This is a genomic window from Ekhidna sp. (assembly GCF_963691765.1).
Classification (GTDB): domain Bacteria; phylum Bacteroidota; class Bacteroidia; order Cytophagales; family Cyclobacteriaceae; genus Ekhidna.
This window is the reverse complement of sequence record NZ_OY829375.1, coordinates 2,827,501-2,850,474: the sequence shown is the minus strand read 5'-3', so window position 1 is coordinate 2,850,474 and position 22,974 is coordinate 2,827,501. Positions and strand designations below refer to the sequence as shown.

Here is a 22,974-nt window from a genome sequence, read left to right as displayed (position 1 = left end):
TCTTTCGTTGATGATTGGTTGAGATCGCTCCGCTTCACCGTAGAATTACCGTTAAACATTTTAAAGCGCCTATTTAGGCGCTTTTTTTGTGCACATACCACAAGGTATTTCATTATTTTAGACATATCGTTTAATCCAGAAATACTAATCAGTGAAACGCCTTTTAATCATAATATTTATACTCTTTTTAGCTTGTTACATTGGCCTATCTTATGCGCTTTCCAATCGCATTCTTGAAACCAACAGCTCATTCCAAAAAACGCTTGATGACATTGAAAATTGGTGGAACAGTAGTTATGAAGAGATGATTGCTCTTTTACCTCCTCCTACAGACTTTGAAGTTGAAGCTATTGATGGTGTGATTATTAAGGGCAAATATTTCGAAGTTTCGGACTCCGCACAATGTCTTTTCATCTTTGCACATGGCTGGGCAAGGAGTTGGGAAAATATGTTGAAATACTATCCGGTAGTTGATGATTGCAATTGCAACGTTATAATGTATGATCACAGAGCACACGGCACTAGCGGTGGAGATTATCCAACTGGAGGAATATTAGAATCTAAAGATTTATTGAAAGTCACCGAGTGGGCATCAACGAAGAAAAACTATAGTTGGGATCAAATTGCTTGGGTGGGTAGCTCATGGGGAGCAGGAGCCTCATTGATAGCTGGAGCTGATGATAGAAACGTTGCATTTATTTTCGCGGACTCACCGTACCAGGATTGGTATAGCGCAATCTTTGAAAGAGCGGTTGAAGACTATGGATCATGGATAAATGGAGTAGCTCCTGCAGTTATGCTTTGGGTAGATTTGAGAGCAAACATTAACTATAAAGATGCTAGTCCATTGGAAAAAGCTAAAATGATCCAAGAGCCTGTTTTTCTCATTCATTCAAAATCGGATCCCCAGACCAATTCGCAACAATCTGCGAACATTGCTGAAAATTTAAATGATTCTTCAATTTTCCACCATACCGAGTGGGGTAACGTTCATGTGATGGATGTTATTAGTAACAAAGTGGAAGTGAAAAACCTGTTGAATCAATTTATCGACAGGAACAATATAAGCGCGTTTAAAGGTGATACCACTCTAAGAGAGGTAATCATTGAATAACTCCTATAAAGATGTTGTTATTAAGAAGAGTAAGACAAAAACTTATGAAAAAGAACCGATTTACTTCTTATCTACTATATGCTATTGGTGAAATAATCCTGGTAGTAGTAGGTATATTGATAGCTGTTCTTCTCAATAATCAAAATAACGAATCTAAACTTCAAAAAGTTGAAGATCTATCTTTGATACGGCTCGCAGAAGATTTAAAGGATGACATCACACGCTACGAATTTTTGACTAGAAGACTTGAAGGAAGAATAACCAAATGCGATTCTACTTTGAATTTACTTACTGCACAGAATACTCTTGATGATAGACTTGGAATCATTTCAATCCATTTAATTAACTTTTTTCTTATCGAAGGCAACACCACCACCTATGATGAAATGAAAAATACGGGACGGCTTTATTCCATGAAAGACAAGGTTCTAAGAGCGCAAATAATAGATTATTACAAGGATTTAAGTAAGTGGAGCACTTATGTTGCAAGGAACAATCAACAGTTAAGAAATATGACAATCCAACAGGGATTTAGTGATTACTGGGTAATTCAAAGAACTATATGGAACGATCAAAAAGTAAGTACGATTAAGTATCCCTGGCTTCTCGACAACTACTCAAGAGAGATAAAAGATCTTGAAGCATTGGTCCTAAAAGCAAAGGGTGTATTCAAATCAAACGAATTCAATGTCAGTCTGCTACAAGATGATGCAGAAGAGTTGTTGAAAAAACTTCCAGTAACCAAATCAGAGCAATAGACACCATGTCCGACGTTCAGTATTCTGTAGCAGAAGAGAGGCTAAATATTATATCCCATGCTATTGGTGTCATAGCTAGTGCTGTTGCTCTAACACTAATGATAGCAATAGCATCTACACCCATAGAAATTATTTCTTCTTTGGTATTTGGTTTGAGCTTAATACTCCTCTATATCGCCTCAACACTTTATCATTCAGCTAAAGATCCATTGAAACGTTCGAAGCTTAGGATCTTTGACCATGCAGCCATATTTATACTAATAGCTGGTACATATACGCCGGTATGTCTGTTGACGCTTGCCAACAGTATTGGCAACACATTACTTGTTGTTATATGGTCAATCGCCATATGCGGTGTAGCCTTAAAACTATTTTATACTGGCAAATATGATAGACTGTCCACAATCATGTATATCGCCATGGGGTGGGTCGCTGTTTTCGCCATTAATCCACTATTAAATACAATGAGTTCAGAAGGTCTCCTTTGGCTCTTGGCTGGGGGGATATTCTATACGGTGGGGGCAATTCTTTATAGTATCCGGTCACTTTATATGAATCATGCTATTTTCCATATATGTGTCCTTGGCGGAAGTGCCTCGCACTTTATCATGATATATAAGTACGTACTTTAATCATCTAATTCACTTATTTGGTCCTACCAGCGCGATTATTTAGACGAAATGTCTGAATTACAAGATCTTATACCTTAATAATGCCAGCGCTATTACTTAATTTACTGTACTACTTACTGCCATGACCTATTTACTAAAATGCCTAAAACTATCCTACGATAGTTGCATCCAATCATACAGGTTTCTGTTTATGATTCTATGCAGCTTTGGGTTGTCAGTGGTTTGCGCTTTTGGTCAAGAAGGTATTGATTCTGAAAAAAGATTAAGCCAGTTAGTCCTCCGCAGCTGGAATGCCCAAAGCGGACTCACTTCTGAGTCGGCAAACGATCTGATTCAAACAAAAGACGGATATATATGGGTAAGTACTTATACTGGCTTGCATAGATTTGATGGCAAAGAGTTTACCATTTTCACCAGTCAAAATAGTAATCTCCCATCTTCTAATGTCTTAAGAATAGTCTTAAGTAAAGAAGGTGAATTATGGGCAGGCACACTTCATGGAGTAGTTAAATATGAAGATGGAGATTTCATTGTCCCTGAAAACCTAGAAAAGATCTCCAGCTTTGGTATTGAGTATATGTTATTCACCAAAAATGACGAACTATGGTTTAGTACCAAATCCAATCACCTATTCCGATATAGTGATGGGAACCTCAAAGAGTTTACTCATATTTTTGGAATCGGTAATAGCACTGTATTGAGTATAGCAGAAGATTCTGGCGGAAATATCTTATTCGGCACAGACGACTCACAACTTATTGTTTATGCCCCTTCAAAAGAAATTACAAAAGTCAATCTTGATAAAGACATCAATGGCGTAAATGCAATTCACTTGAGTGGTCGAGGTATATTCTTAGGAACCGGAAGAGGACTTTACCAGTGGGATGGGAAAAACGTTAAAAAAAGTACGATACTTGACAACATCACCGTCAATGCAATAACATCAGATATCAATGACGCTTTATGGATCGGTACTATGAGAGGTCTTTATTGCTATCATTCTAATACTGGTCGTTTAGACTCACTCAATGAAGACAGTGGCATGCCAAACAACATTGTGGAAGACCTTGAATTTGACCAAGAAGGAAATCTTTGGGTTGGCACATATAGAAGTGGGATCTTTTTCCTTGCCGATGGATCCATCACAAGCTTCACAGAAAATGATGGGTTGACAAGTAATATTGTTTCAAGCGTCATCGAAACAGAGGATAACACATTCATACTTGGTAACGAAAACGGTGTTCTTAATCAGATAAAGAATGGACAAATATCGATTTACAAACCTGCGATTCAGATTCCATCAGAGCGGCTAAAAAACCTAATGAAAGACAAAGATGACAGGATCTGGATCAGTACGTATGGTGGGCTGGTAATATTAGATGGTAAGAACAGCCTCCACTATTCAATTAGGAATGGATTTCCAGATAATTTCATTCGAGTAGCCTATCAAGCTAGTGATGGATCAGTTTGGGTAGGCACTAAAAATGCGGGGATAATCATCTTTAATTCATTAAATAGTTATGAACAATTATCTATAAAAAATGGACTTAGTTCGAACTATATATTATCAATCGAAGAAGATAAAGATGGAAGAATGATAGTAGGTACGATCAGTGGACTCAACATTATCAAAAACAGAAAAGTGATCAAAACTGTGAAGGTTGAAGATGGCCTGCCATCTAATTTCATGTTCTCCACTTATTCAAAAGATGAATTCATATGGATCGCATCTAATGATGGCCTCAGCGGCTATAGCGATAAGAAAATTGTGAATTTTAATACTGAGCATGGTATGCCTACAAATATTATCTACGATGTGCTACCAGATAATAATGGAAACCTTTGGATGCCGTCAGAAAATTCTATTTTGAAGGTAAGAATAGCTGACCTTGAAAAAGCAGCAGGAGATGATAACGTAAAGATCGAGGTAAAACAGTACGACAAAAGCTACGGAATGAAAAACAGCAATTGCCTTGGAGCTGTTCACTCATTTACTGACTCAAATGGTGATTTTTGGATACCTACATTAGGTGGAATTGTAAGACTTGATCCGCAAGCAATAGAAGCTCCTGAGTTCAAACCTGCAACAATAATTGAAAGCATTTATGCTGACAATAAGAACATACCAATTCAAGAAAATGTAATTATCCCCAATGGGACGAATAGACTGCTTATCGACTTTACAGGTATCAGTTACACTCAGACAGACCTCTTACAATTTAGGTATCGGTTAGTGCCATATGATGATGAATGGGTTTCTTCACTTGATGACAGGAATGGGATTTACACAAACCTCCCTCCTGGAAACTATACATTCCAATTAGAAACAGGGATTGATGGATCATTTACTCAAGAAGCAATTACTCAAAAAATAATTATTGAAGCAGCATGGTGGCAGACAGCTTGGGCCAAAATCCTCTTTGGAATATCTATTGCCTTAATCACACTCCTCCTATACTGGATTCGGCTAAGTGCCTTAAAGAAGAATAATCTAAGACTGGAGGCAACAGTATTTGAAAGAACAAACGCGTTAGAGTCGCAAAAAAGAGAATTGAAGAAAGCAATTAAGCAACTAAAAAGTGCCCAAGAGCAAATGGTTCAATCCGATAAAATGGCATCGCTTGGAATTCTCGCTGCAGGTGTAGCTCACGAAATAAACAACCCATTGAATTTTATTCAAGGTGGTGTTGAAGGTTTAGAACAAACGCTTAAAAGAAGTAGAAAAATAAAAAAAGAAGAATATGCAGAATTGATTTTCGCAATTAAGGAAGGAATTTCGAGAGCATCTACAATAGTATTAAGCCTAAATGAGTTTAGTCACTCATCAGATAAAAAGTTCGAACCTTGCGACATCTATCATTTGATCGAGAATTGTCTCACTATGATTAGATATAGATTGAAAAATGGTATTGAATTAGAGAAAATATTCGCGGATGGAGAAGCTGTCGTTCGTGGAAATAATGGTAAACTTCATCAAGCCTTTCTAAATATTTTAACAAACTCCATTCAGGCAATTGATAAGAAAGGACGAATTACTATTAAAACCTCAATTGAGGGATCTCATATTATTATTCAATTTATTGATTCCGGGCATGGCATCAAGCCAGAGAATCTTAAAAAGATTACCGAACCATTTTTTAGCACTAAAGAGCCCGGTAAAGGAACAGGTTTAGGCCTCTCAATCACCTATGCGATAATCAATGAGCATAAAGGCACACTTCGCTATACTTCAGAATGGAAAAAAGGAACTACTGCAACAATCAAGCTTCCTTTGGTAAAGAATTAGCTACCAAAATTCATACGTATAGGTAATGGTATATTCTGCTTCATTATACCTATTAAATATCTCCGTACGATCCTTTAAGCTGTTTTTATAGTAGTGGATACGAGTATTTATCAATTCTTCATTCTTATAGTATTCAGACTTAATTAGAAGTTCATTTTCATAGTAGAATTTACGCTCATAAGTTTCACCCTTAATGCTAGTCAATAAATCACCATCGTAAGTGTATTCAGCAGTTAGCTCTATATCTCCCACTTTTCCATTTGCAGCCTCTAGACGTTTTTTATAAAACTTCTTGGTCGCTTCATTGTCAACCATTTTAAACCTTTCAAGTAATTTTTTGTAATGCTTACTTTCTACATCAATTTTCGGATAGGAGGATTGTTGCAATACCCTTACTACTTTTTCACCCTCATATTCAAAAAACTCTGTAACATCAGGCATACCTATTGCAAATTCGTTCTCTTCCCTCTTCCGCTTACTTTCTATTTGGGTAGGCATCAATTCATTATCTGTTGTTATTATCTCTCCCCATGGCATATCACCAGAGTTAGACCTGACATCTAAATGCTTATAGTATGCACTTGGCCAATCATGGCCATAAGCAAAACTCTTTTCAGCTACTCCCAAAGAAAGACCATCCATCATGTATGGAATACCGGCTCTATCCGGAGTATCCCAGAAATATTTTTTCACTTCAAATTCTCTGTCATATGGATAGGTGGTCTGCTCCACCATTTCCTCCAACACTCCATCAGGACCGAAACTGGCTATCGCTACAATTTTCCCTGTCTTTTGCTGAGTATCTGATTGATGACTAATAAAGCGCGTGGTTATAGTTTTCACCTCACCCATTCGTTCGATCATCACCTCAGAAGAATTGGTAGCTTCACAACTGATGAGGAAAAACAAAGCAAAAACAATCCCCAAACTTAACCCTGAGACCCATTGCTTATGGCGCTGCATTTTAGTCATCTGAATTATTCTGGACTTTAAATGATATGCACTGAAATGGTTCATAATCATTGAACCTTTTACAGATTGCGTCAATGCTAAAAGAATGTTGGCGTATTCAATCTTATTCTCAGAATCAATAACCTTAGCATCTGCCTGTAGCTCTGTATTCAAAGCAATATTTTTCTTCAATACCCAGCTCAACGGGCTTATCCAAAAAAAAGCACAGTATAAATGACTCAGCAGAATGTCCAAACTATGATGCATTCGCTTATGAATCCGCTCATGCTTAAGGATCACCTGTCGACTTTCATCTAGCGTCTCACCTATGAAAATCCACCCGAAAAAAGAAGCTCCTTTAAAGGAAGAATCTTTAACTACATAGAAGGATCCTAATTCGTCCTTAGATTTGATCGCATTGATCCTAAGTCGCAAAATTTGACCAATACCAATCACAATCCGAACAACTAAAAGACCTACTACAAACAAATAGCCTATTTTGATGAGGGCTATCCATGAGAAATCAGAGTTTTTTGTATCAACATGCTTGACCTTAGCGGCTTGATTAGTAGACTTTCCTTCTTCAATCAATTGACTATGATATTCTTTCAACTCATAATTAGGATCAGGTCTATTTGCTGATTCATTAATTAATCTATCAACACTCAAGTCTGATGAATGTGTAGATTCGAAAGTAACCAAAGGAAGCAATACGGATAATGCCATCCAAGTCAGAAAATAGTAACGTTTGAAGGTAGCAGTAGTGTGCTTTTTTATTATTTGGAGACCAAGATAGAATGTGATCGAAACCAAAATAAATTCGATAGTAAAAGTTATCAACTCTTTCATAGCTCGCCGTTTATTATTTTTTTCAATTCTTTCACCTCCTCTGCCGGAACGTCCTCATCTTCCAATATCTGTGATAGTAACCCTTTGTAGGATCCATCAAAATACTCCACTATCATATTTTTAAGCATATGCTTTCGATACTCCAACCGATTCACGATGGGGAAATATTGATGCGTCCGACCAAACGCCTTATGCCCGACCATTCCTTTGGACTCAAGTATGCGCACCAAGGAGGAAACGGTATTGTACGGTGTTACTTCTGGCAAATCACTCACAATCTCTTTCACAAATACATTGCCCTTATCCCAGATTATTTTCATAATAGGCTCTTCAGCCTTCGTAAGTCTTTCCATAATGTGAATGTATAACGTATTTTTCAGTTATTCAACTTATTTATCAGTTTTATAACTAAATTATCAGTTTTAATAATCTTATAGTTCTATTGATTTAAGATCAACCATGAAACGGATTTTTAAAACATTGAGCCAAAACTGGCCTGAGTATTTTTTAGAAATACTTGTCATAACCATAGGTATTCTTGGGGCCTTTACACTTAATAATTGGAAAGAAGCATCCGACACCAAAGAACAAGTTTACCGATCACTTAAAAATCTATTGAGTGAACTGGAAGATGATTCAGTACAATTCTATTATCAAGAGAGAAGCTCTGAGATGACACTCGAGAGCGTAAAGCGACTTTTGACAATGGTCAAAGAAACTGGTCCTGCAAATGACAGTATGGAATACTTCTACCACAAATCGCGCAGTTTTATACTGTATGTACCTCAAAATAGTAGCTTCAACTCAATGAATCAACTTGGCTTGTTGCAACACATAACAGACCCTGACTTGCTTTACAAATTGCAGAACTATTACACATTTACGCAGCCAAATGTTAAAATTCTAAGAGATTTAGAGGAGCAAAAATTTCAAGAAAATATGAACTCCATAAACATGGATGTCGCAATAATCATGGAGGAAGCTAGTTGGGATGATTTACCTCTTAATTATGATAAGGTGAAAATCATTCTTCAAGAACCAGAAAACTTCAGGAAGGTATTCAAGTATGGGAAGACCCAAGAATTTTTGATTGGTAGATCTAATGGATATAGATATGTAAATGATGAATTAATTAAATCACTAAGAGCCTATATCAAGTAGTAATATGATTTCTACCAAAGCGCCCATTTTAAAATTTGAATCTGACCTTTGGAGCTTTTATGTAGCCATTCCGAAATCAGTAGGCGATAAACTCATTGAAGGTAAAGACAGAAGAATCATATGTACAATAAATAATGCTGAACCAATTCATGGCGCATTGATGCCGAAAGGTGATGTCTATAGCATATATGTGAAAAAGGACTTCCTAAAAAAGCATAACTTATCAGAAGGAGATGAAGTACAGGTGTCATTAGAAAAAGATCGATCGGAATATGGCATTCCAATTCCCGAATCTTTTATGGTCTTGTTAAGTCAAGATCTCGAAGGAAGCGATTATTTCCATAAGCTTACAAAGGGCAAACAACGATCATTGATTCACATTGTTGGTAAAGTGAAAAATGTTGACAGCCAATTAGCCAAAGGATTAGCTATAATGCATCACCTTAAAGAAGCTCATGGTGAACTTGATTTTAAGAGGCTAAATGTGTTAATCAAAGAATACAATAACCGTAAAGGATTCATTTAACTTAGTACAATGAGAAAAACGATTTACCTGATTACCTTCTTAATCACTTCATCACTGCTCGCACAAGAGCAACTTTATAAAGTAACTCTTCTTAGAGCTAAGCCAGCCGAGCTATTAAACGTGATTGATATAATTAATGACGACATCTCAAAATATGATTCATATGTACCAAATAAACCATACCTATTGAGGCACAGCCAAGGAGATCATTGGGATCTTATGCTTATTTATCCAATCAATAGTTTGGAGGATTATTTTTCAAAAAATGAATCAGATCTTAGAGCTAAATCACAGTCACTGGAAAAATCCTACGGTGATTCATTCCATGATTTTATCTCATTTCAAGAAGAAGCAATTGTGAAAGGGCCAGATCTAGCGATTTTTAATGAAGCCTTCGAGAAGTATAAGCTTTTCCATATTGAAATATTCACTGCCCTGGCAGGCAAACAGTCAGAATTATTAGAGCAACGCAAGGCTGAAAACGTATTCTATGCAGGCATCGACCATCGACCTAATTTCATTTTCACAAGAGTATTCGGACCTAGCTGGGACAACTTTACAATAGGTTTCTATGAAGATTTACATGATTTCGCAGGACCAGAAATTTCATTCGAAAAAGAAGATCAGGCAGCAAAAGATGCAGGATTCGATGGGGTGAACTATATCGGAAGTTATTTGCGTTCATTATTATTTGAACATCACGATACATTAGCCTGGAAGGTTGATCAATAAAAATCAAAGGACATGAAAGTAGAATTAAAATATAAGGGTGACGAAGAGTTTACTACAACAAATGAAAATGGGAATAAAGCAGAGGTAGATATGAGGTCTGCTGATGTGAAACAACATCAAAGTCCTACTGAATTATTACTCTCAGCCTTAGGAGCATGCGCAGCAGTTGAAGTCGTATCTATGGTGAAAAAAAGAAGAAAAACTTTCATAGACCTTGATGCGGAGATTAGTGGTGAAAGAAGAGACGATCATCCAAGAGGTTTTACAAAAATTCATCTGAAATATATAATTACATCTCCGGATCTTACAGAAGAAGAGGCTGAACGCATTGTAGATCTTGCTACTAAGAAGTACTGTTCTGTAGCTGGTTCATTGAGCGCAGAGCAAGAACATTCATTCGAAATCAAAAGACCATAGATTATGGTAAAGAATGAATTAGTACTGCACAAAATCGATTAGACTCTAAACATCTTTGACACTTTCAAGACAAAGCAATTGTAGGCGCCATAATATGTATTAGATTCCATTTATTTTAGTGCTTTGCATTAAAAACCAGTTTCTACAATGGACTCTAAGCTTAAGATAGCCTTAGCGCAAATTGCGCCAGTATGGTTAAATCGGGACAAAACACTTGAGAAAGTAATTAAATACACGACTGATGCTGCAAATGAAAATGCTCAACTTGTAGTGTTTGGCGAGGCATTGCTACCAGGATATCCATTCTGGCTGGATAGGCTTCATGGTTCAAGTTTTAACTCCGCTCTTCACAAAGCCATTCATGCTCACTACATGGATCAGGCAGTAAGTATAGAAGAAGGACATTTGGACTTGTTATGCAATATTGCCAAAGAGAAAAAGATCTCGATCTATCTTGGGACAATTGAAAGACCCGCTGATCGAGGTGGTCACAGCTTATACTGTTCTATGGTTTATATAGATGGAAGTGGAGAAATAAAGTCTGTGCACAGAAAGTTGATGCCTACTTACGAAGAGAGGCTTTCTTGGAGTCCTGGAGATGGTAATGGACTAGTTACTCACTCCCTGCCTCCATTCACAGTTGGTGGTCTTAATTGCTGGGAAAATTGGATGCCTTTGGCAAGAGCAGCGATGTATGCACAGGGTGAAGATTTACACGTATCAATTTGGCCAGGAAATAAACGTAATACTGAAATGTTACTTCCTGTCATAGCGCAAGAGTCCAGATCGTATGTAGTAGGTGTCTCTGGATTGTTTAGACCTGAAGATATTCCTGATGATTTCCCTCACGCAGAAGAAATGCGCGAAGCCACTAAGGATATATTGGCAAATGGAGGATCTTGTGTAGCCGCTCCGGATGGAACTTGGCTAGTAGAACCTGTTGTAGAAAAAGAAGAGTTAATCATTACAGAAATTGATCATCAAAAAGTAAGGGAAGAGAGACAAAATTTTGATCCATCAGGGCATTATTCGAGACCTGATGTATTAAGCTTAAATATTAATAGAGAGAGACAATCAGTGATTAAATGACTTGGAAGTTCAGATTTTTTTTAATTATTCTCATTCCAGTTGCCTCCTTTTCACAATCTCCTGAAGAGGATAAAGTAAAGCTGAAATCAGCATTGGATTGGCTCGATAGCAAGCTCAATTACATTTACTACGATAATGTAGGTGAACAATGGTGGAACAACACCTTTTATGTCAATGAAAACAATGAGGTTACTATCAAACATATTGTTTCTAAAAGACCAAATACAGCCAACATAAAAGACAAAACATATACCATTCGGAGATTTAGAATACAGGACATTAATCCGAATAGCCTCAAGATCACTGATATAAAAGAAACAAGAGGCAGAATTGTAAAAGGTCAGATGCTTGAATTAAGAACATATTCTTTTCAAGAAGCCATTCACAAAACAATAAACAATAGAAGAGCAAGTAGCACATCATTCCTCTTCTTATCTTTTCCAGAATCACTCATTGACAGCGTTTCAAATTATGCTGAAATCGTTAAATCTAAACTTCATGAAGCCATCACTGCAAGCACTCAGATTTACGCTTCAGATCATGAGACAGATTCAAAAACGATAATAAACATATTGAATGGTTCTTTTAAATCTGTTGGTGGTGCCGAATGGAAAGCAACTAAGGTGAGTCAATACGTACTTAAAGTAGAATACAAGGATGAAAGGTTAGAATACTTTGGATACGACCCTAACGAAAAGAACTTTTACCTTATCAATATATCTGATAAGGGAGTCATAGAAAAGAGATTCCTATTAGGCAGTGAGAGGCAAATAAAAATCTCAAGTGATAACACGAATGAAACTTTCACTTTTGAGACCCCAAATTCATTTGTTTACAATGGAGAGACATACTTTAGAGAGTAGAATGCTGAAGAAATTCTATGGAAGTTTTTTTATACTTTCTTCCTATAGGAATTGATCGATCTTCGAAAAACACCTCTTCCTTATTAAAGTTTGATACTTGATATTTATTGATAATAAATGAACGGTGAACCCTAATAAATGAACTTGGCAACCTATTTTCAAAACTACTAATCTTCTCCTTTGTCGTGTAATCTTCGGACGACGTATGAATTTGAACATAGTCGCCCAAACTCTCAATAAATAGTATTTCTTTAAGCTGAACGATCACTTGCTTCCGGTTAGAACGAATCGAAATACTTTGACGGGATTCTGTTTCAAGTTTGGCTTTGATATCGGATATTTCTAATGATTTCTCTTTGAGTCTGCTTATAGCTAAAATCAATCCTTCTACTAAGACTACCAGATAAAGTATTACCGTCATTAAGTAAATATCTCCTGCTATTTTCCCTAGTCCTTCAAATTGATAGTCGGCCAGAATAACAAATGCCAAAATCATTACTAGTAACTCTAGATACACGGATACTATCAACATGTAGAAGAAGTAAATCGAGAACTTAATCCTTTCACCAGGAAGTAGAAACCTCGGAACCAGGAACCTATTAAAAAACATTGAAGTTGCGATAGCGACAGGCATCAGGATCGTAGCAAAATAAAATGATACTATTATGCTATCTAAGGACGAGCTAAAAAGCAACGTCAAAATCACCCAGGTAGACAGCCAAAAAACAACTTCTCTTTTTGTAATCATTAGCCCTAAGATGCTCCTTTTTGATCAAATTTGAATGAAAAGTAGACAAACAACTAGTTTAGGCATGTATATAACCTTTCATTCATCTTACTATGAAACTTGCTTTGTAAGTATGTCGAACTAAACATTAAAACTATGATTGAACTATTTCAAATGGGCGGCCTACTTTTTATGAGTATACTCACAATAGAGCTAGCTGCAGTGCTTTACTTTACTTTCATAAGTATCTCTACTAAGTCATTTAAAACAAGTAGAATTAAATCAGCTGGATTGCTCGCCGCTATTAGTGGGATTCTTGGTCAATTAATTGGACTTTTTGATGCTTTTCAAGCAATATCCATTGCAGGCACAGTTTCTCCGGGGATTCTTGCTGCCGGCTTAAAAGTATCTATGATTACGACTATGTATGGACTTGTAATTTATTTAATAGCTATCCTTATTAGCCTAGTATTAAGTTCAAAGAAATGACCAATAAGGCCGTCAAACGCGGCCTTTTTCTCTTTTCACTTAAAAACACTTCCAATGTAAATCAGTTATTCAAGCAATTAGAATGTGTCCTTATAAACAGCAAAGCGTCAAAACAGCACGGAAATTGCTAGATTTAAGGCTAAACGCTTGTCTATGAGCATATTTGACATCATCGCAGTACTGATATTTTTCTCAGGTGTATTCCTGTTTATCAATACCTTTTATCTCAAACTCCCATCGTCAATAGGATTGACAATTTTAGCCCTAATCTTATCACTGGTTGTTTTTGTGTTTGGTCAACTTTTTCCTGAATATCATTTAGCAGAACACGTAAAAAGCTATGATTTTTCCGACGTTCTTTACCGATTTGTACTTAGCGTTATGCTATTTGCAGGCGCTCTAAATGTTGATTTCAGGAAACTTGGAGATCAATTGATTCCTGTACTCGTATTGTCCTTTTTTGGTGTTCTCATATCAACAGTGGTTATAGCCACTCTTATATACTACACTGCGGGTTTTATTGGGGTTTCATTAAGTTATATTGCTTCTCTGGTATTCGGGGCATTAATATCCGCAACTGACCCTGTGGCCATTACAAAGTCAATACAGCGATTTAGATTATCAAATGAGCTAGAAACTAAAATATCTGGTGAAGCTCTCCTCAATGGAGGAATAGCAATCGTTCTTGCTCTGGTTCTGGTAAATATTTATAGAGAAAGCGAAGCTGTTGGAGCTATCAGTTTTTCGGGAACCTTATGGGTATTATTCCGAGATCTAGGCAGTGGGCTTATCGTTGGACTAATTTTCGGATGGATAGGTTATAAACTATTAAAGTACATCGATAATGATGATGTAGAAGTTGAGGTACTTGTAACTCTAGCGCTAGTAATGGGGGGATCTTATATCGCAGATTTGTTTTCTGCCTCTTCAATGTTAGTTGCTGTTACTACAGGTCTGATTTTAGGTAATTTCGGGAGAAATGAGGAAGGTGAAAGTGCTGTTGGAGGTTATGTTTATCGTTTCTGGCAACTGATGGAAGATACTTTAGCTGCCATGCTCTTTGTACTCATTGGATTTGAAATGTTGGTAATTCCATTGAGACTCGACTACTTCGCTCTTGGCTTTTTTGCTGTGAATTTCGCACTTTTTGGACGTTGGATAAGTGTATTTGTGCCTATCAAAATGATGTCACGAAAACGTTCATTTGAAAATAGTACGATACCTGTTCTTTCTTGGGGATCTTTGAGAGGTGGATTACCTGTGGCTGTTTCTCTGTCCCTTACCGATCTACCTGGCCAAGAGCTAATAGTAACAATGACTTATGTGGTTGTCGTTTGTACAGTATTGTATCAAGGCCTAACACTAACTAAAGTGATGCAGGTATACAGAGCAAATACCTAAACTAGGTTTCAAAATTTCAGTTTACTACCCAATTCCATATCACTGAGTTCTATATCCAATGCCTTAGTTGATAGCTGAATTTCTCTAACAGAAATTAGAAGTGAAAGCAGTAGTAAAACCAGGGATATACCAAAAATCAAACTCCCCCATTCTCCTACTTTCAGATAGATAAAAAACATAGCAAGCACGCAGAGCAAGAGACTAATTACTCCGAATAGTTGCATTGCTCGGATAAGGAATAACCTTTTTCTAAGATTCTTTAACTGCCCCTCTAACACACTCTTCGGATTATCCAAATAACTCTTGTGTAATTGTCTGATTAAGGTAGCAATCGCTAAAAACCGGTTGGTATATGCTAAAAGAAGCAATGAAATTGCTGGAAAAAGTAGTGCAGGGGTAGTCAGTGTTATTTCCATGCTTATCCTTTAAACAGATAAATAAATCCTTCTTTCATCAAGCCCAAACCATAAGCTGTTAACTGAACAAAGGCAGCTCCCACGGCCAATATTCCGATGCTTAGATTGCGCGTTTTAATGGTTGCATCAATCAAAATCATTGTGAAATAAAACAGGTATGCAATAAGGGCAATTAACCCATAATTGGGATTGATAAAAATCAAAAGGAAAGATCCTATCAAGCCTAGCAAGAACATGGATGGAAAGAAATGAACCAGCTTAAGTTCACTTCTATAAAATCTAAATACATTAATTCTAGCTGTCCCAAAAAAATGAAGTTGCTTAAAAAACTGTCGGAGATTTGTCCTCCTTTTATGATATACAAAAGCACCCTCTATTAATGCTGTTTTAAAACCACTTTCGATAATGCGAATACTAAACTCAATATCTTCGCCTTTTTTTGGCAAAATATAACCTTTGGTTGCCTTAAAGACCTCTTTACTAATTCCCATATTGAAACTTCGAGGGTGAAAAGTGCCAACATGCTTTTTATTACCCCTTATTCCTCCAGTCGTGAACAATGAGGTCATGGAATAGCTTATAGCCTTCTGAGTAGGCGTAAAACTCTCATGCGCACTATCTGGTCCGCCATAAGCACCAATATCATGATTTTTCAGATATGCATCAACTGTTTCAAAGTAGTTTGAGGGGATTAGGCAATCCGAATCAAAGACAATCAACCATTCACCACTAGCACGCTCAAATCCATAATTCCTACTAAACCCTTGACCTGAATTTTCTTTGAAAAAGTATTTAATATCTAAAGTAGAAGAATACTTATCTACAACCTTATCACACTTTAGATCAGATCCATCTTCAACAATCAAGATTTCAAAATCTTTGACGGTTTGTAAGACCAAGCTCTCTAATAATTCATCCACCTCATCTGGACGATTATAAACAGGAATTACAACTGAATACTTAGGCATATTATTCATCAGTCGATTCTGAGATCAAATAATCACCTTTTTTTTGATTTATCTGAATCATCATCTCAGCTAAGAAACCAGCTAAAAACAACTGCATTCCAACAATGAGCGCTACTAAAGCTAAAAAGAACAAAGGTTGATCTACAACATCTCTTCGAGGTAAGTGATGAAATTGACGGTAGAGCTTTACGCTAATAATCCAAACAGTTATTGCAAAACCACCAAAAAATGACAGACTTCCAAACACCCCAAAAAAGTGCATTGGATTTTTTTTAAACCTAGAAACAAATGTAACAGAGAGAAGATCTAAAAAACCTGTAATGAAGCGTTTCATTCCATATTTCGTAGTTCCATATTTTCTAGCTCGATGCTCAACAACCTTCTCTCCTATCTTATCGAATCCATTCCATTTAGCAATTAGAGGGATGTATCTATGCATCTCGCCATAAACATGAATATTCTTTACTACTGTGTTTTTATATGCTTTAAGACCACAGTTAAAGTCATGAAGTTTAATCCCAGAAACTCTTCTGGTCACCCAATTAAAAAGTTTGGAAGGTATTGTTTTGCTAGCAGGGTCATGCCTTTTCTTTTTCCAACCTGAGACAACATGCAGATCATTATCTACCAACTGACTAATTAATCCAGGAATCTCATCAGGACTATCCTGCATGTCAGCATCCATAGTTATTACTGTTTCGCCGATGGCTTTATCAAAGCCAGTTTGAAGAGCTGCTGATTTACCATGGTTTCGATTGAATCGCAAGCCTATTATTCGACTTTCCTTTGTCGACGCTTCACCAATAACCTGCCAAGAGGAATCAGTGCTCCCATCATCAATCATGATGACTTCTGTCGAAATATTATGTGTGTCTACAACGCGAAAAATCCATTCCAGCAGCTCTGGAATGGATTCTTCCTCGTTATAAACGGGTATTATTATAGATAAATCTTTACTATTCAAGTTCAGGTTCTTTCTTTTTGATTATTGCTCCAGTAATCAAAGATAGAATTGCATAAACAATTAAGCCCCACAAAAATCCAACAAGAGATCCCGTCACTGTAAATCTTTCTAGTGTATCTGTTCTGGTTTTCTCTAGTGCCTCATCCATTTGATCTTCCGGCATACCAAAGTTAGCCATCATAGCCTCAGCGTTTTCCACTGCTTGATCAGCAACAATTACTGGTAGTTCAGGATCTATAACATTATATAGAAGTATATTAAATATAGTTCCTATTAGACCTGCTACTACTAATAACTGCATTGAATATATCCATGCCTTACCGAAAGCCATGAAACCTCCAATCTCGTTACGATGTTGGATTCCAAAGTAAGCCACTAAAGCAATAGAAATTACTAGAATACCTATACCTACCCACCATTTTGCCAAAAGAGTAGGGTCTATTAAATAAAACAAAAGGGTAAGAACGATGCTTATTACGCTCAACATTACCCCGGACTTAATTGCATGATTGTTCATAGTTATGTAGGTTTTTTTCTTAAAATTATTGACACTACCGGTGTTATAAGGAATCCTGCGCCAATTTTCTTCCAAAAGGTACTAAACAACAGTTGAGTTGTCGTCACCTCATCCACAGCGGCAAGCTGATCATCCAATTGCTCCTGCGTAAATTCTTTAAGGAAAAATTCTTGACGTTCTAACAGAAATGCCTTTGCACCTTCTTTGTATCCCTCTATTAGTTCCGTATTGACCTCAAATATTACATAAAATACTAAAGAAAATATTAGAACGGACGGAATCAATACAATAAAACCTATACTTATTCCTTGCCAAAAGTGTAAATAACCGTCATTTCTGAAGTCTTTATACTCTTTTCCAGCAAAAAATATAAATAAAAAAAACACTCCTATATCAAAAATAAAATGACGAAAATCCAACAATGGATTACTCCCAAAATTGATCGAAATGAAAAAAATTCCGATCAGGAATACCCCACATAATATCGAATACTTAATTGTTGGCTTTATCACTTATGAAATGTCGCTTTTTGTCCACATATTGTCCCAAGTACCTTTCCCTTCAATTCTCGATTCCAGTAAGGAGAGTTTTGCGACTTTGATAGGTTAGTTCTAGCATCCAAAAACCAGCTTGCTTCAGGGTCGAAAATTGTGAGTTTGGCCTTTTGGCCTTCATCAACTTTAATAAGATCCATATTCAAGATTCTTCTTGGTCCATTGGTAATCTTATCTATTAAAATTTCAATTGGTATGAGACCACTCAATTCTTCAAGAGAAGGATAAAAAGTTTGAAGGGAGATATTCCCAGGGTCAGCGAGATCAAATTCTAGCTGTTTACATTCTTGATCGAATGGGCGATGATTTGAGCATATTGCATCAATGACACCATCTTTCACACCTTTTATTAGGGCCTTTCGGTCCTTTTCAGACCTATATGGTGGAAGTACTTTAAATACCGTATCAAAATTATCAACCGCCTCATCTGTGTATATTAAATGATGAATTCCGACATCACATGTCACAGACAGGCCGGCTTTTTTTGCTGATTTAATTAGCTCTACACTTTTAGCGCTAGAAATTCGAGAAAAATGGATCCGACCACCACTATATTTTAAAATCTCCAGGTCTCTTCCAATAACTAATTCTTCTGACAAAGAAGGTTCTCCTCGAAGACCAAGATTAGTACTAAAAACACCTTCATGCATATGAGTATTTGCAGATAGATGCAAATCCCTGGGGTTTTGAAAAACAGGAACATTAATTCCCTTGGTATATTGAAGTGCTTTTAAAAGCAATTCAGCATTCCAAATAGCTTTATCCCCCTCTGAAAAAGCTACCGAACCAGCCTCATACAGATCGAGCATTTCCGTTAAATTTTTTCCTTCTAATCCTTCACTAACTGATGCATGAACATGAATATCAAGAGAATCCGAAGATCTCTTTCTTAAGTAATTAACATCGCTTTTTGATTCGATTGGTGGTTCGGTATCCGGTGATAAACATACATCCGTAAAACCACCCGCTATGGCTAGTTTTGTTCCCGAATCAAGATCTTCACGGTGTTCGTTACCAGGATCGCTGAAATGAGCATTGAGGTCCAACCAACCAACACTCACATACTTACCCTTAAGATCAAATTCTTTAGAAGCAGATCTTCCATTAAGAGATGTGATTAAACCTTTTTCAATAAGTATATTAGATTCCTTACGATGTGAGGGTGAGTTTAAGTCTATTACATGTACATTTTTCAGTAATAAGCTCATCTAAGGTATCTGTGCAGTACTGTCTCGATTAGTATTAGTAGTAATGCCAAAATTAATGCATATTTCCATAAACTTGATTTCGAGTCCTGTTGAATGGCTGAATTATCACCATTGCTCATTATTCGAGAGACAGTCACATTTTTTGAACCCGCAAGCGTTGATTGTACATCTTCAAAACTTGGTGCATCCATAATAGATTCCGATTTTGGAATATTAACAGAAATATGATGTAAAGTATCCTCATCCTGAATAAGTACATATTTACCAGCGTTAATGTCAGAAGGTAATTCCAGCATAACTTGAGCCCCGTTGGTATTAAAAACTGGAATTACTTCATAATTTTCATTCTTTAGTTTTATAGGATTATCTGAAATATTTGCTGTAGTAACAATCCGATCACCAGGAAAATAATAAGGCACTTCAATATTACCTGAAGAAGTAAATGCGATTTTATAAAGAATAGGGAGAAAAAGGGCATTCGATTGAAATCCACCTGATTCCTTGTTCAATGAGGTATTAAAGAAATACACGTTGTTCTTTTTTAGTAAAAATGGTATTCCACCTCGATAACTAATTATTGGCTCAAAATCTCCACCTATTTCAAAGGTCGCTTCATTCTTAGGCATTTTACCATCATTCAAACTGCGTTCAAAAACACCTTTTAGTAGTGGATGATTGGTATCAACCGTTATTTCACGAATATTACTTTCAATATCACCTAATACTAAACCCAGAAAGTCGCTATAAGATTGAACATCAACGATATCATTACCAAATAGTAGAAAAGTTGAATTCTCAAATTCATTTAACAAGTTTCCAGGTAACTTATTCTGACCACTAATTATTATTAGATCAGAATCATCCATTAATTCATAATCGAGGTTGTTAGCATCAAGCGTCACTACCTCAAACAAGGACTTATTTTGGAATACTTCCTCAATAGGAAATGAGGAACTTGATTGAACAATAGCAACCTTAGGTTTTATTCGTTTATCAAGATTGAAATGAAATACATTATCATATAAGACGTTATCACCATCAATAACTATCTCAAAACTTCCAGTTACTTCTTTTGGTATGTCAAATCGAACTCCATTTAATTCAGTAATGTCTTTTACAATTGAGCTTAGTTGACGTTCCCCTTGCATTAATTTCACCACAACATTGCCATTTGTCATATTTGAAATTTCAAAATCAACCATAATTGATAACTCTTTAAAATTTTCCTGATTAGGGATTAAATAAAGACTATCAATTATGACATTACTAATGTCATTCAAATCATTCGTAAGAATTAGATGATATTTCTTCGTTGTATCCAAAAACAAGTTTCTCATACTTTCCAATTCCGTCATTTGCAGATCTGAAAATATATAATGAGAACCTGCGTCTAAGTCATTTAGTCTAGGAACCATTACATTAAGTGCAACTCCAATAGCTGACTTATTACTTGGAAGAGATAAACCAGTTTCAGTACTTAATAAGGACCGATTGGTATTGTCAATATATAAGATAGATGATTCCTTTTTAGATAAGTTATCTAATCCAAGTCTGACCTTGTTGTCACTATCATTTAGAATTGAACTCAAAGAATTATCATAGTAAGCAACAACAATTCCCTCTTGATTTCTTGAATACTTTGAATTAGAAAGCAGCAAAGCCACTAAAGAAACAATACAAGCAAAAAGAAGCAATCTGGTTGATAGAATTAGAAAGTACTTCAACCTCGATTGGGCCTTAGTTTTTGACGTTAAACTTGTTAAGTACTTAACAGAGGAGAAATATAATTTCTTTGCTTTACGAAAATCGAAAAGGTGTACCAGAATCGGTACTATAAGGAAAGGAATAAAATACCACCAAAAACTCACTTGCTCTTTTTTTCGAAGTTAAACGAGCTAATATCTTACAAGTTATGCAAAAAAAAAGCCCTCTTATTTCTAAAAGGGCTTTGTTAATAAACTGGCAACGACTTACTCTCCCACCTATTACGGCAGTACCATCAGCGCTGACGGGCTTAACTTCTCTGTTCGGAATGGGAAGAGGTGGACCCCGTCGCTATAATCACCATAAAATTTGCCTATATCCTATCGGACAGGACTTAATATCTTGACATAAAAAAGAAAGATTCACATGAAAAAACACGAGTTTATCGAAACGCTCAAGAAAGTTTACGAGTAATTAGTACTGCTCAGCTTTGACATTACTGCCTTTACACCTGCAGCCTATCTACGTCCTAATCTAGAACATCTCTTAAAAGAAATCTCATCTTGTAGTGGGTTTCGCACTTAGATGCTTTCAGTGCTTATCCCTTCCCAACGTAGCTACCCAGCAGTGCTCCTGGCGGAACAACTGGTACACCAGCGGTTAGTCCAACTCGGTCCTCTCGTACTAAAGTCAGATCTACTCAAATTTCTTACGCCCACAACAGATAGGGACCGAACTGTCTCACGACGTTCTGAACCCAGCTCGCGTGCCACTTTAATGGGCGAACAGCCCAACCCTTGGGACCTTCTCCAGCCCCAGGATGTGACGAGCCGACATCGAGGTGCCAAACCTCCCCGTCGATATGAGCTCTTGGGGGAGATCAGCCTGTTATCCCCGGAGTACCTTTTATCCTTTGAGCGACGGCCCTTCCATACAGAACCGCCGGATCACTATATCCTAGTTTCCTACCTGCTCGGCTTGTAGGCCTCACAGTCAAGCACCCTTATGCTATTGCACTCTGCGCACGGTTACCAAGCGTGCTGAGGGTACCTTTGAAAGCCTCCGTTACTCTTTTGGAGGCGACCACCCCAGTCAAACTACCCACCACACACTGTCTCCCTTTCGGGGTTAGGCATCAGATAAATAAAGGCTGGTATTTCACCAACGACTCCACCACGCCTGACGACGCAGCTTCAGAGTCTCCCAGCTATCCTACACATCATTTACCCAATACCAATGTGAAGCTATAGTAAAGGTTCACGGGGTCTTTCCGTCCCGTTGCGGGTATCCGGCATCTTCACCGGAACTACAATTTCACCGAGCTCATGGTTGAGACAGTACCCAGATCGTTGCACCATTCGTGCAGGTCGGAACTTACCCGACAAGGAATTTCGCTACCTTAGGACCGTTATAGTTACGGCCGCCGTTTACTGGGGCTTCAGTTCAATGCTTCTCCGAAGATAACATCCCCCCTTAACCTTCCAGCACCGGGCAGGTGTCAGGCCGTATACATCCTCTTTCAAGTTCGCACAGCCATGTGTTTTTGATAAACAGTCGCCTGGGTCTTTTCACTGCGTCCTACCGAAGTAGGAGCCCCTTCTCCCGAAGTTACAGGGCTATTTTGCCTAGTTCCTTAACCATGAATCAC

Annotated in this window: 22 protein-coding genes and 2 rRNA genes (1 of these 24 only partly in view); 12 read left to right on the top strand and 12 right to left on the bottom strand. The window is 37.1% G+C overall.

Translation table 11 applies throughout. The features are described from left to right. The first annotated feature begins 151 nt into the window (after positions 1–151). The 4 genes from ACY650_RS12915 (at position 152) to ACY650_RS12900 (ending at position 5,790) form a co-directional block, all read left to right on the top strand. Positions 152–1,114 (top strand): alpha/beta hydrolase, encoded by a 963-nt coding sequence (locus ACY650_RS12915; RefSeq protein ID WP_462248046.1) that lies wholly within the window; start codon positions 152–154, stop codon positions 1,112–1,114. Between the two features lie 44 nt (positions 1,115–1,158). Then, positions 1,159–1,872, top strand: coding sequence for a DUF6090 family protein (locus tag ACY650_RS12910; protein WP_462248045.1), 714 nt, complete (start codon positions 1,159–1,161; stop codon positions 1,870–1,872). Positions 1,873–1,877: 5 nt separating this feature from the next. Beyond that, the gene (gene trhA / locus ACY650_RS12905; RefSeq protein WP_462248044.1) at positions 1,878–2,504 is read left to right on the top strand and encodes a PAQR family membrane homeostasis protein TrhA; all 627 of its coding nucleotides are present in this window, start codon (positions 1,878–1,880) and stop codon (positions 2,502–2,504) included. Between the two features lie 121 nt (positions 2,505–2,625). Beyond that, positions 2,626–5,790, top strand: a complete 3,165-nt coding sequence (locus ACY650_RS12900; RefSeq protein ID WP_462248043.1) for a sensor histidine kinase — start codon at positions 2,626–2,628, stop codon at positions 5,788–5,790. On the opposite strand, the gene ACY650_RS12895 is transcribed toward ACY650_RS12900, so the two are convergent. Further along, the gene (locus ACY650_RS12895; RefSeq protein WP_462248042.1) at positions 5,791–7,590 is read right to left on the bottom strand and encodes a M56 family metallopeptidase; all 1,800 of its coding nucleotides are present in this window, start codon (positions 7,588–7,590) and stop codon (positions 5,791–5,793) included. Then, complete coding sequence (locus ACY650_RS12890) at positions 7,587–7,943, bottom strand: BlaI/MecI/CopY family transcriptional regulator (protein WP_462248041.1); 357 nt, start codon at positions 7,941–7,943, stop codon at positions 7,587–7,589. The genes ACY650_RS12895 and ACY650_RS12890 overlap by 4 nt, the downstream gene beginning before the upstream one ends. A gap of 106 nt (positions 7,944–8,049) precedes the next feature. On the opposite strand from ACY650_RS12890, the gene ACY650_RS12885 reads away from it, so the two are divergent. From ACY650_RS12885 to ACY650_RS12860, 6 genes are all read left to right on the top strand, one after another. Continuing rightward, positions 8,050–8,751: a hypothetical protein gene (locus tag ACY650_RS12885; RefSeq protein WP_462248040.1), complete on the top strand. Its 702-nt coding sequence runs from the start codon at positions 8,050–8,052 to the stop codon at positions 8,749–8,751. A 4-nt stretch (positions 8,752–8,755) separates the two neighbouring features. Next, entirely contained in the window at positions 8,756–9,277 is a 522-nt protein-coding gene (locus ACY650_RS12880; RefSeq protein WP_462248039.1) for a DUF1905 domain-containing protein, read from the top strand. Between the two features lie 9 nt (positions 9,278–9,286). Continuing rightward, entirely contained in the window at positions 9,287–10,009 is a 723-nt protein-coding gene (locus ACY650_RS12875; RefSeq protein ID WP_462248038.1) for a hypothetical protein, read from the top strand. 12 nt (positions 10,010–10,021) lie between these two features. Then, positions 10,022–10,426 (top strand): OsmC family protein, encoded by a 405-nt coding sequence (locus ACY650_RS12870; protein WP_462248037.1) that lies wholly within the window; start codon positions 10,022–10,024, stop codon positions 10,424–10,426. A gap of 147 nt (positions 10,427–10,573) precedes the next feature. Then, positions 10,574–11,515: a carbon-nitrogen hydrolase family protein gene (locus ACY650_RS12865; protein ID WP_462248036.1), complete on the top strand. Its 942-nt coding sequence runs from the start codon at positions 10,574–10,576 to the stop codon at positions 11,513–11,515. Beyond that, positions 11,512–12,378 (top strand): hypothetical protein, encoded by an 867-nt coding sequence (locus ACY650_RS12860; RefSeq protein WP_462248035.1) that lies wholly within the window; start codon positions 11,512–11,514, stop codon positions 12,376–12,378. Before ACY650_RS12865 ends, ACY650_RS12860 begins: the two co-directional genes overlap by 4 nt. Here the strand turns inward: ACY650_RS12860 and ACY650_RS12855 are convergent. Then, positions 12,368–13,126, bottom strand: a complete 759-nt coding sequence (locus ACY650_RS12855) for a LytR/AlgR family response regulator transcription factor (RefSeq protein WP_462248034.1) — start codon at positions 13,124–13,126, stop codon at positions 12,368–12,370. The genes ACY650_RS12860 and ACY650_RS12855 overlap by 11 nt on opposite strands. 135 nt (positions 13,127–13,261) lie before the next feature. Between ACY650_RS12855 and ACY650_RS12850 the strand changes: the two genes are divergently transcribed. Then, positions 13,262–13,594 carry a MotA/TolQ/ExbB proton channel family protein gene (locus tag ACY650_RS12850; protein ID WP_462248033.1) on the top strand — a complete coding sequence of 111 codons (333 nt, stop codon included), beginning with the start codon at positions 13,262–13,264 and terminating at the stop codon, positions 13,592–13,594. A 153-nt stretch (positions 13,595–13,747) separates the two neighbouring features. Then, entirely contained in the window at positions 13,748–14,995 is a 1,248-nt protein-coding gene (locus tag ACY650_RS12845; protein ID WP_462248032.1) for a cation:proton antiporter, read from the top strand. Between the two features lie 8 nt (positions 14,996–15,003). On the opposite strand, the gene ACY650_RS12840 is transcribed toward ACY650_RS12845, so the two are convergent. The 9 genes from ACY650_RS12840 to ACY650_RS12800 all read right to left on the bottom strand — a co-directional run. Continuing rightward, complete coding sequence (locus ACY650_RS12840) at positions 15,004–15,411, bottom strand: DUF2721 domain-containing protein (RefSeq protein ID WP_462248031.1); 408 nt, start codon at positions 15,409–15,411, stop codon at positions 15,004–15,006. A 2-nt stretch (positions 15,412–15,413) separates the two neighbouring features. Next, positions 15,414–16,379, bottom strand: a complete 966-nt coding sequence (locus ACY650_RS12835; protein ID WP_462248030.1) for a glycosyltransferase family 2 protein — start codon at positions 16,377–16,379, stop codon at positions 15,414–15,416. A 1-nt stretch (position 16,380) separates the two neighbouring features. Beyond that, positions 16,381–17,343: a glycosyltransferase family 2 protein gene (locus ACY650_RS12830; RefSeq protein ID WP_462248029.1), complete on the bottom strand. Its 963-nt coding sequence runs from the start codon at positions 17,341–17,343 to the stop codon at positions 16,381–16,383. Then, complete coding sequence (locus ACY650_RS12825) at positions 17,336–17,860, bottom strand: DUF4199 domain-containing protein (RefSeq protein ID WP_462248028.1); 525 nt, start codon at positions 17,858–17,860, stop codon at positions 17,336–17,338. The genes ACY650_RS12830 and ACY650_RS12825 overlap by 8 nt, the downstream gene beginning before the upstream one ends. Positions 17,861–17,862: 2 nt before the next feature. Beyond that, positions 17,863–18,372, bottom strand: a complete 510-nt coding sequence (locus tag ACY650_RS12820; protein ID WP_462248027.1) for a DUF4199 domain-containing protein — start codon at positions 18,370–18,372, stop codon at positions 17,863–17,865. Continuing rightward, positions 18,369–19,622 (bottom strand): dihydroorotase, encoded by a 1,254-nt coding sequence (locus ACY650_RS12815; protein WP_462248026.1) that lies wholly within the window; start codon positions 19,620–19,622, stop codon positions 18,369–18,371. The genes ACY650_RS12820 and ACY650_RS12815 overlap by 4 nt, the downstream gene beginning before the upstream one ends. Further along, positions 19,619–21,490: a BatA domain-containing protein gene (locus tag ACY650_RS12810; RefSeq protein ID WP_462248025.1), complete on the bottom strand. Its 1,872-nt coding sequence runs from the start codon at positions 21,488–21,490 to the stop codon at positions 19,619–19,621. The genes ACY650_RS12815 and ACY650_RS12810 overlap by 4 nt, the downstream gene beginning before the upstream one ends. Positions 21,491–21,579: 89 nt before the next feature. After that, positions 21,580–21,691: ribosomal RNA gene (rrf, locus tag ACY650_RS12805) — 5S ribosomal RNA — on the bottom strand. Between the two features lie 89 nt (positions 21,692–21,780). Next, a 23S ribosomal RNA gene (locus tag ACY650_RS12800) occupies positions 21,781–22,974 on the bottom strand (it continues 1,670 nt past the right edge of the window).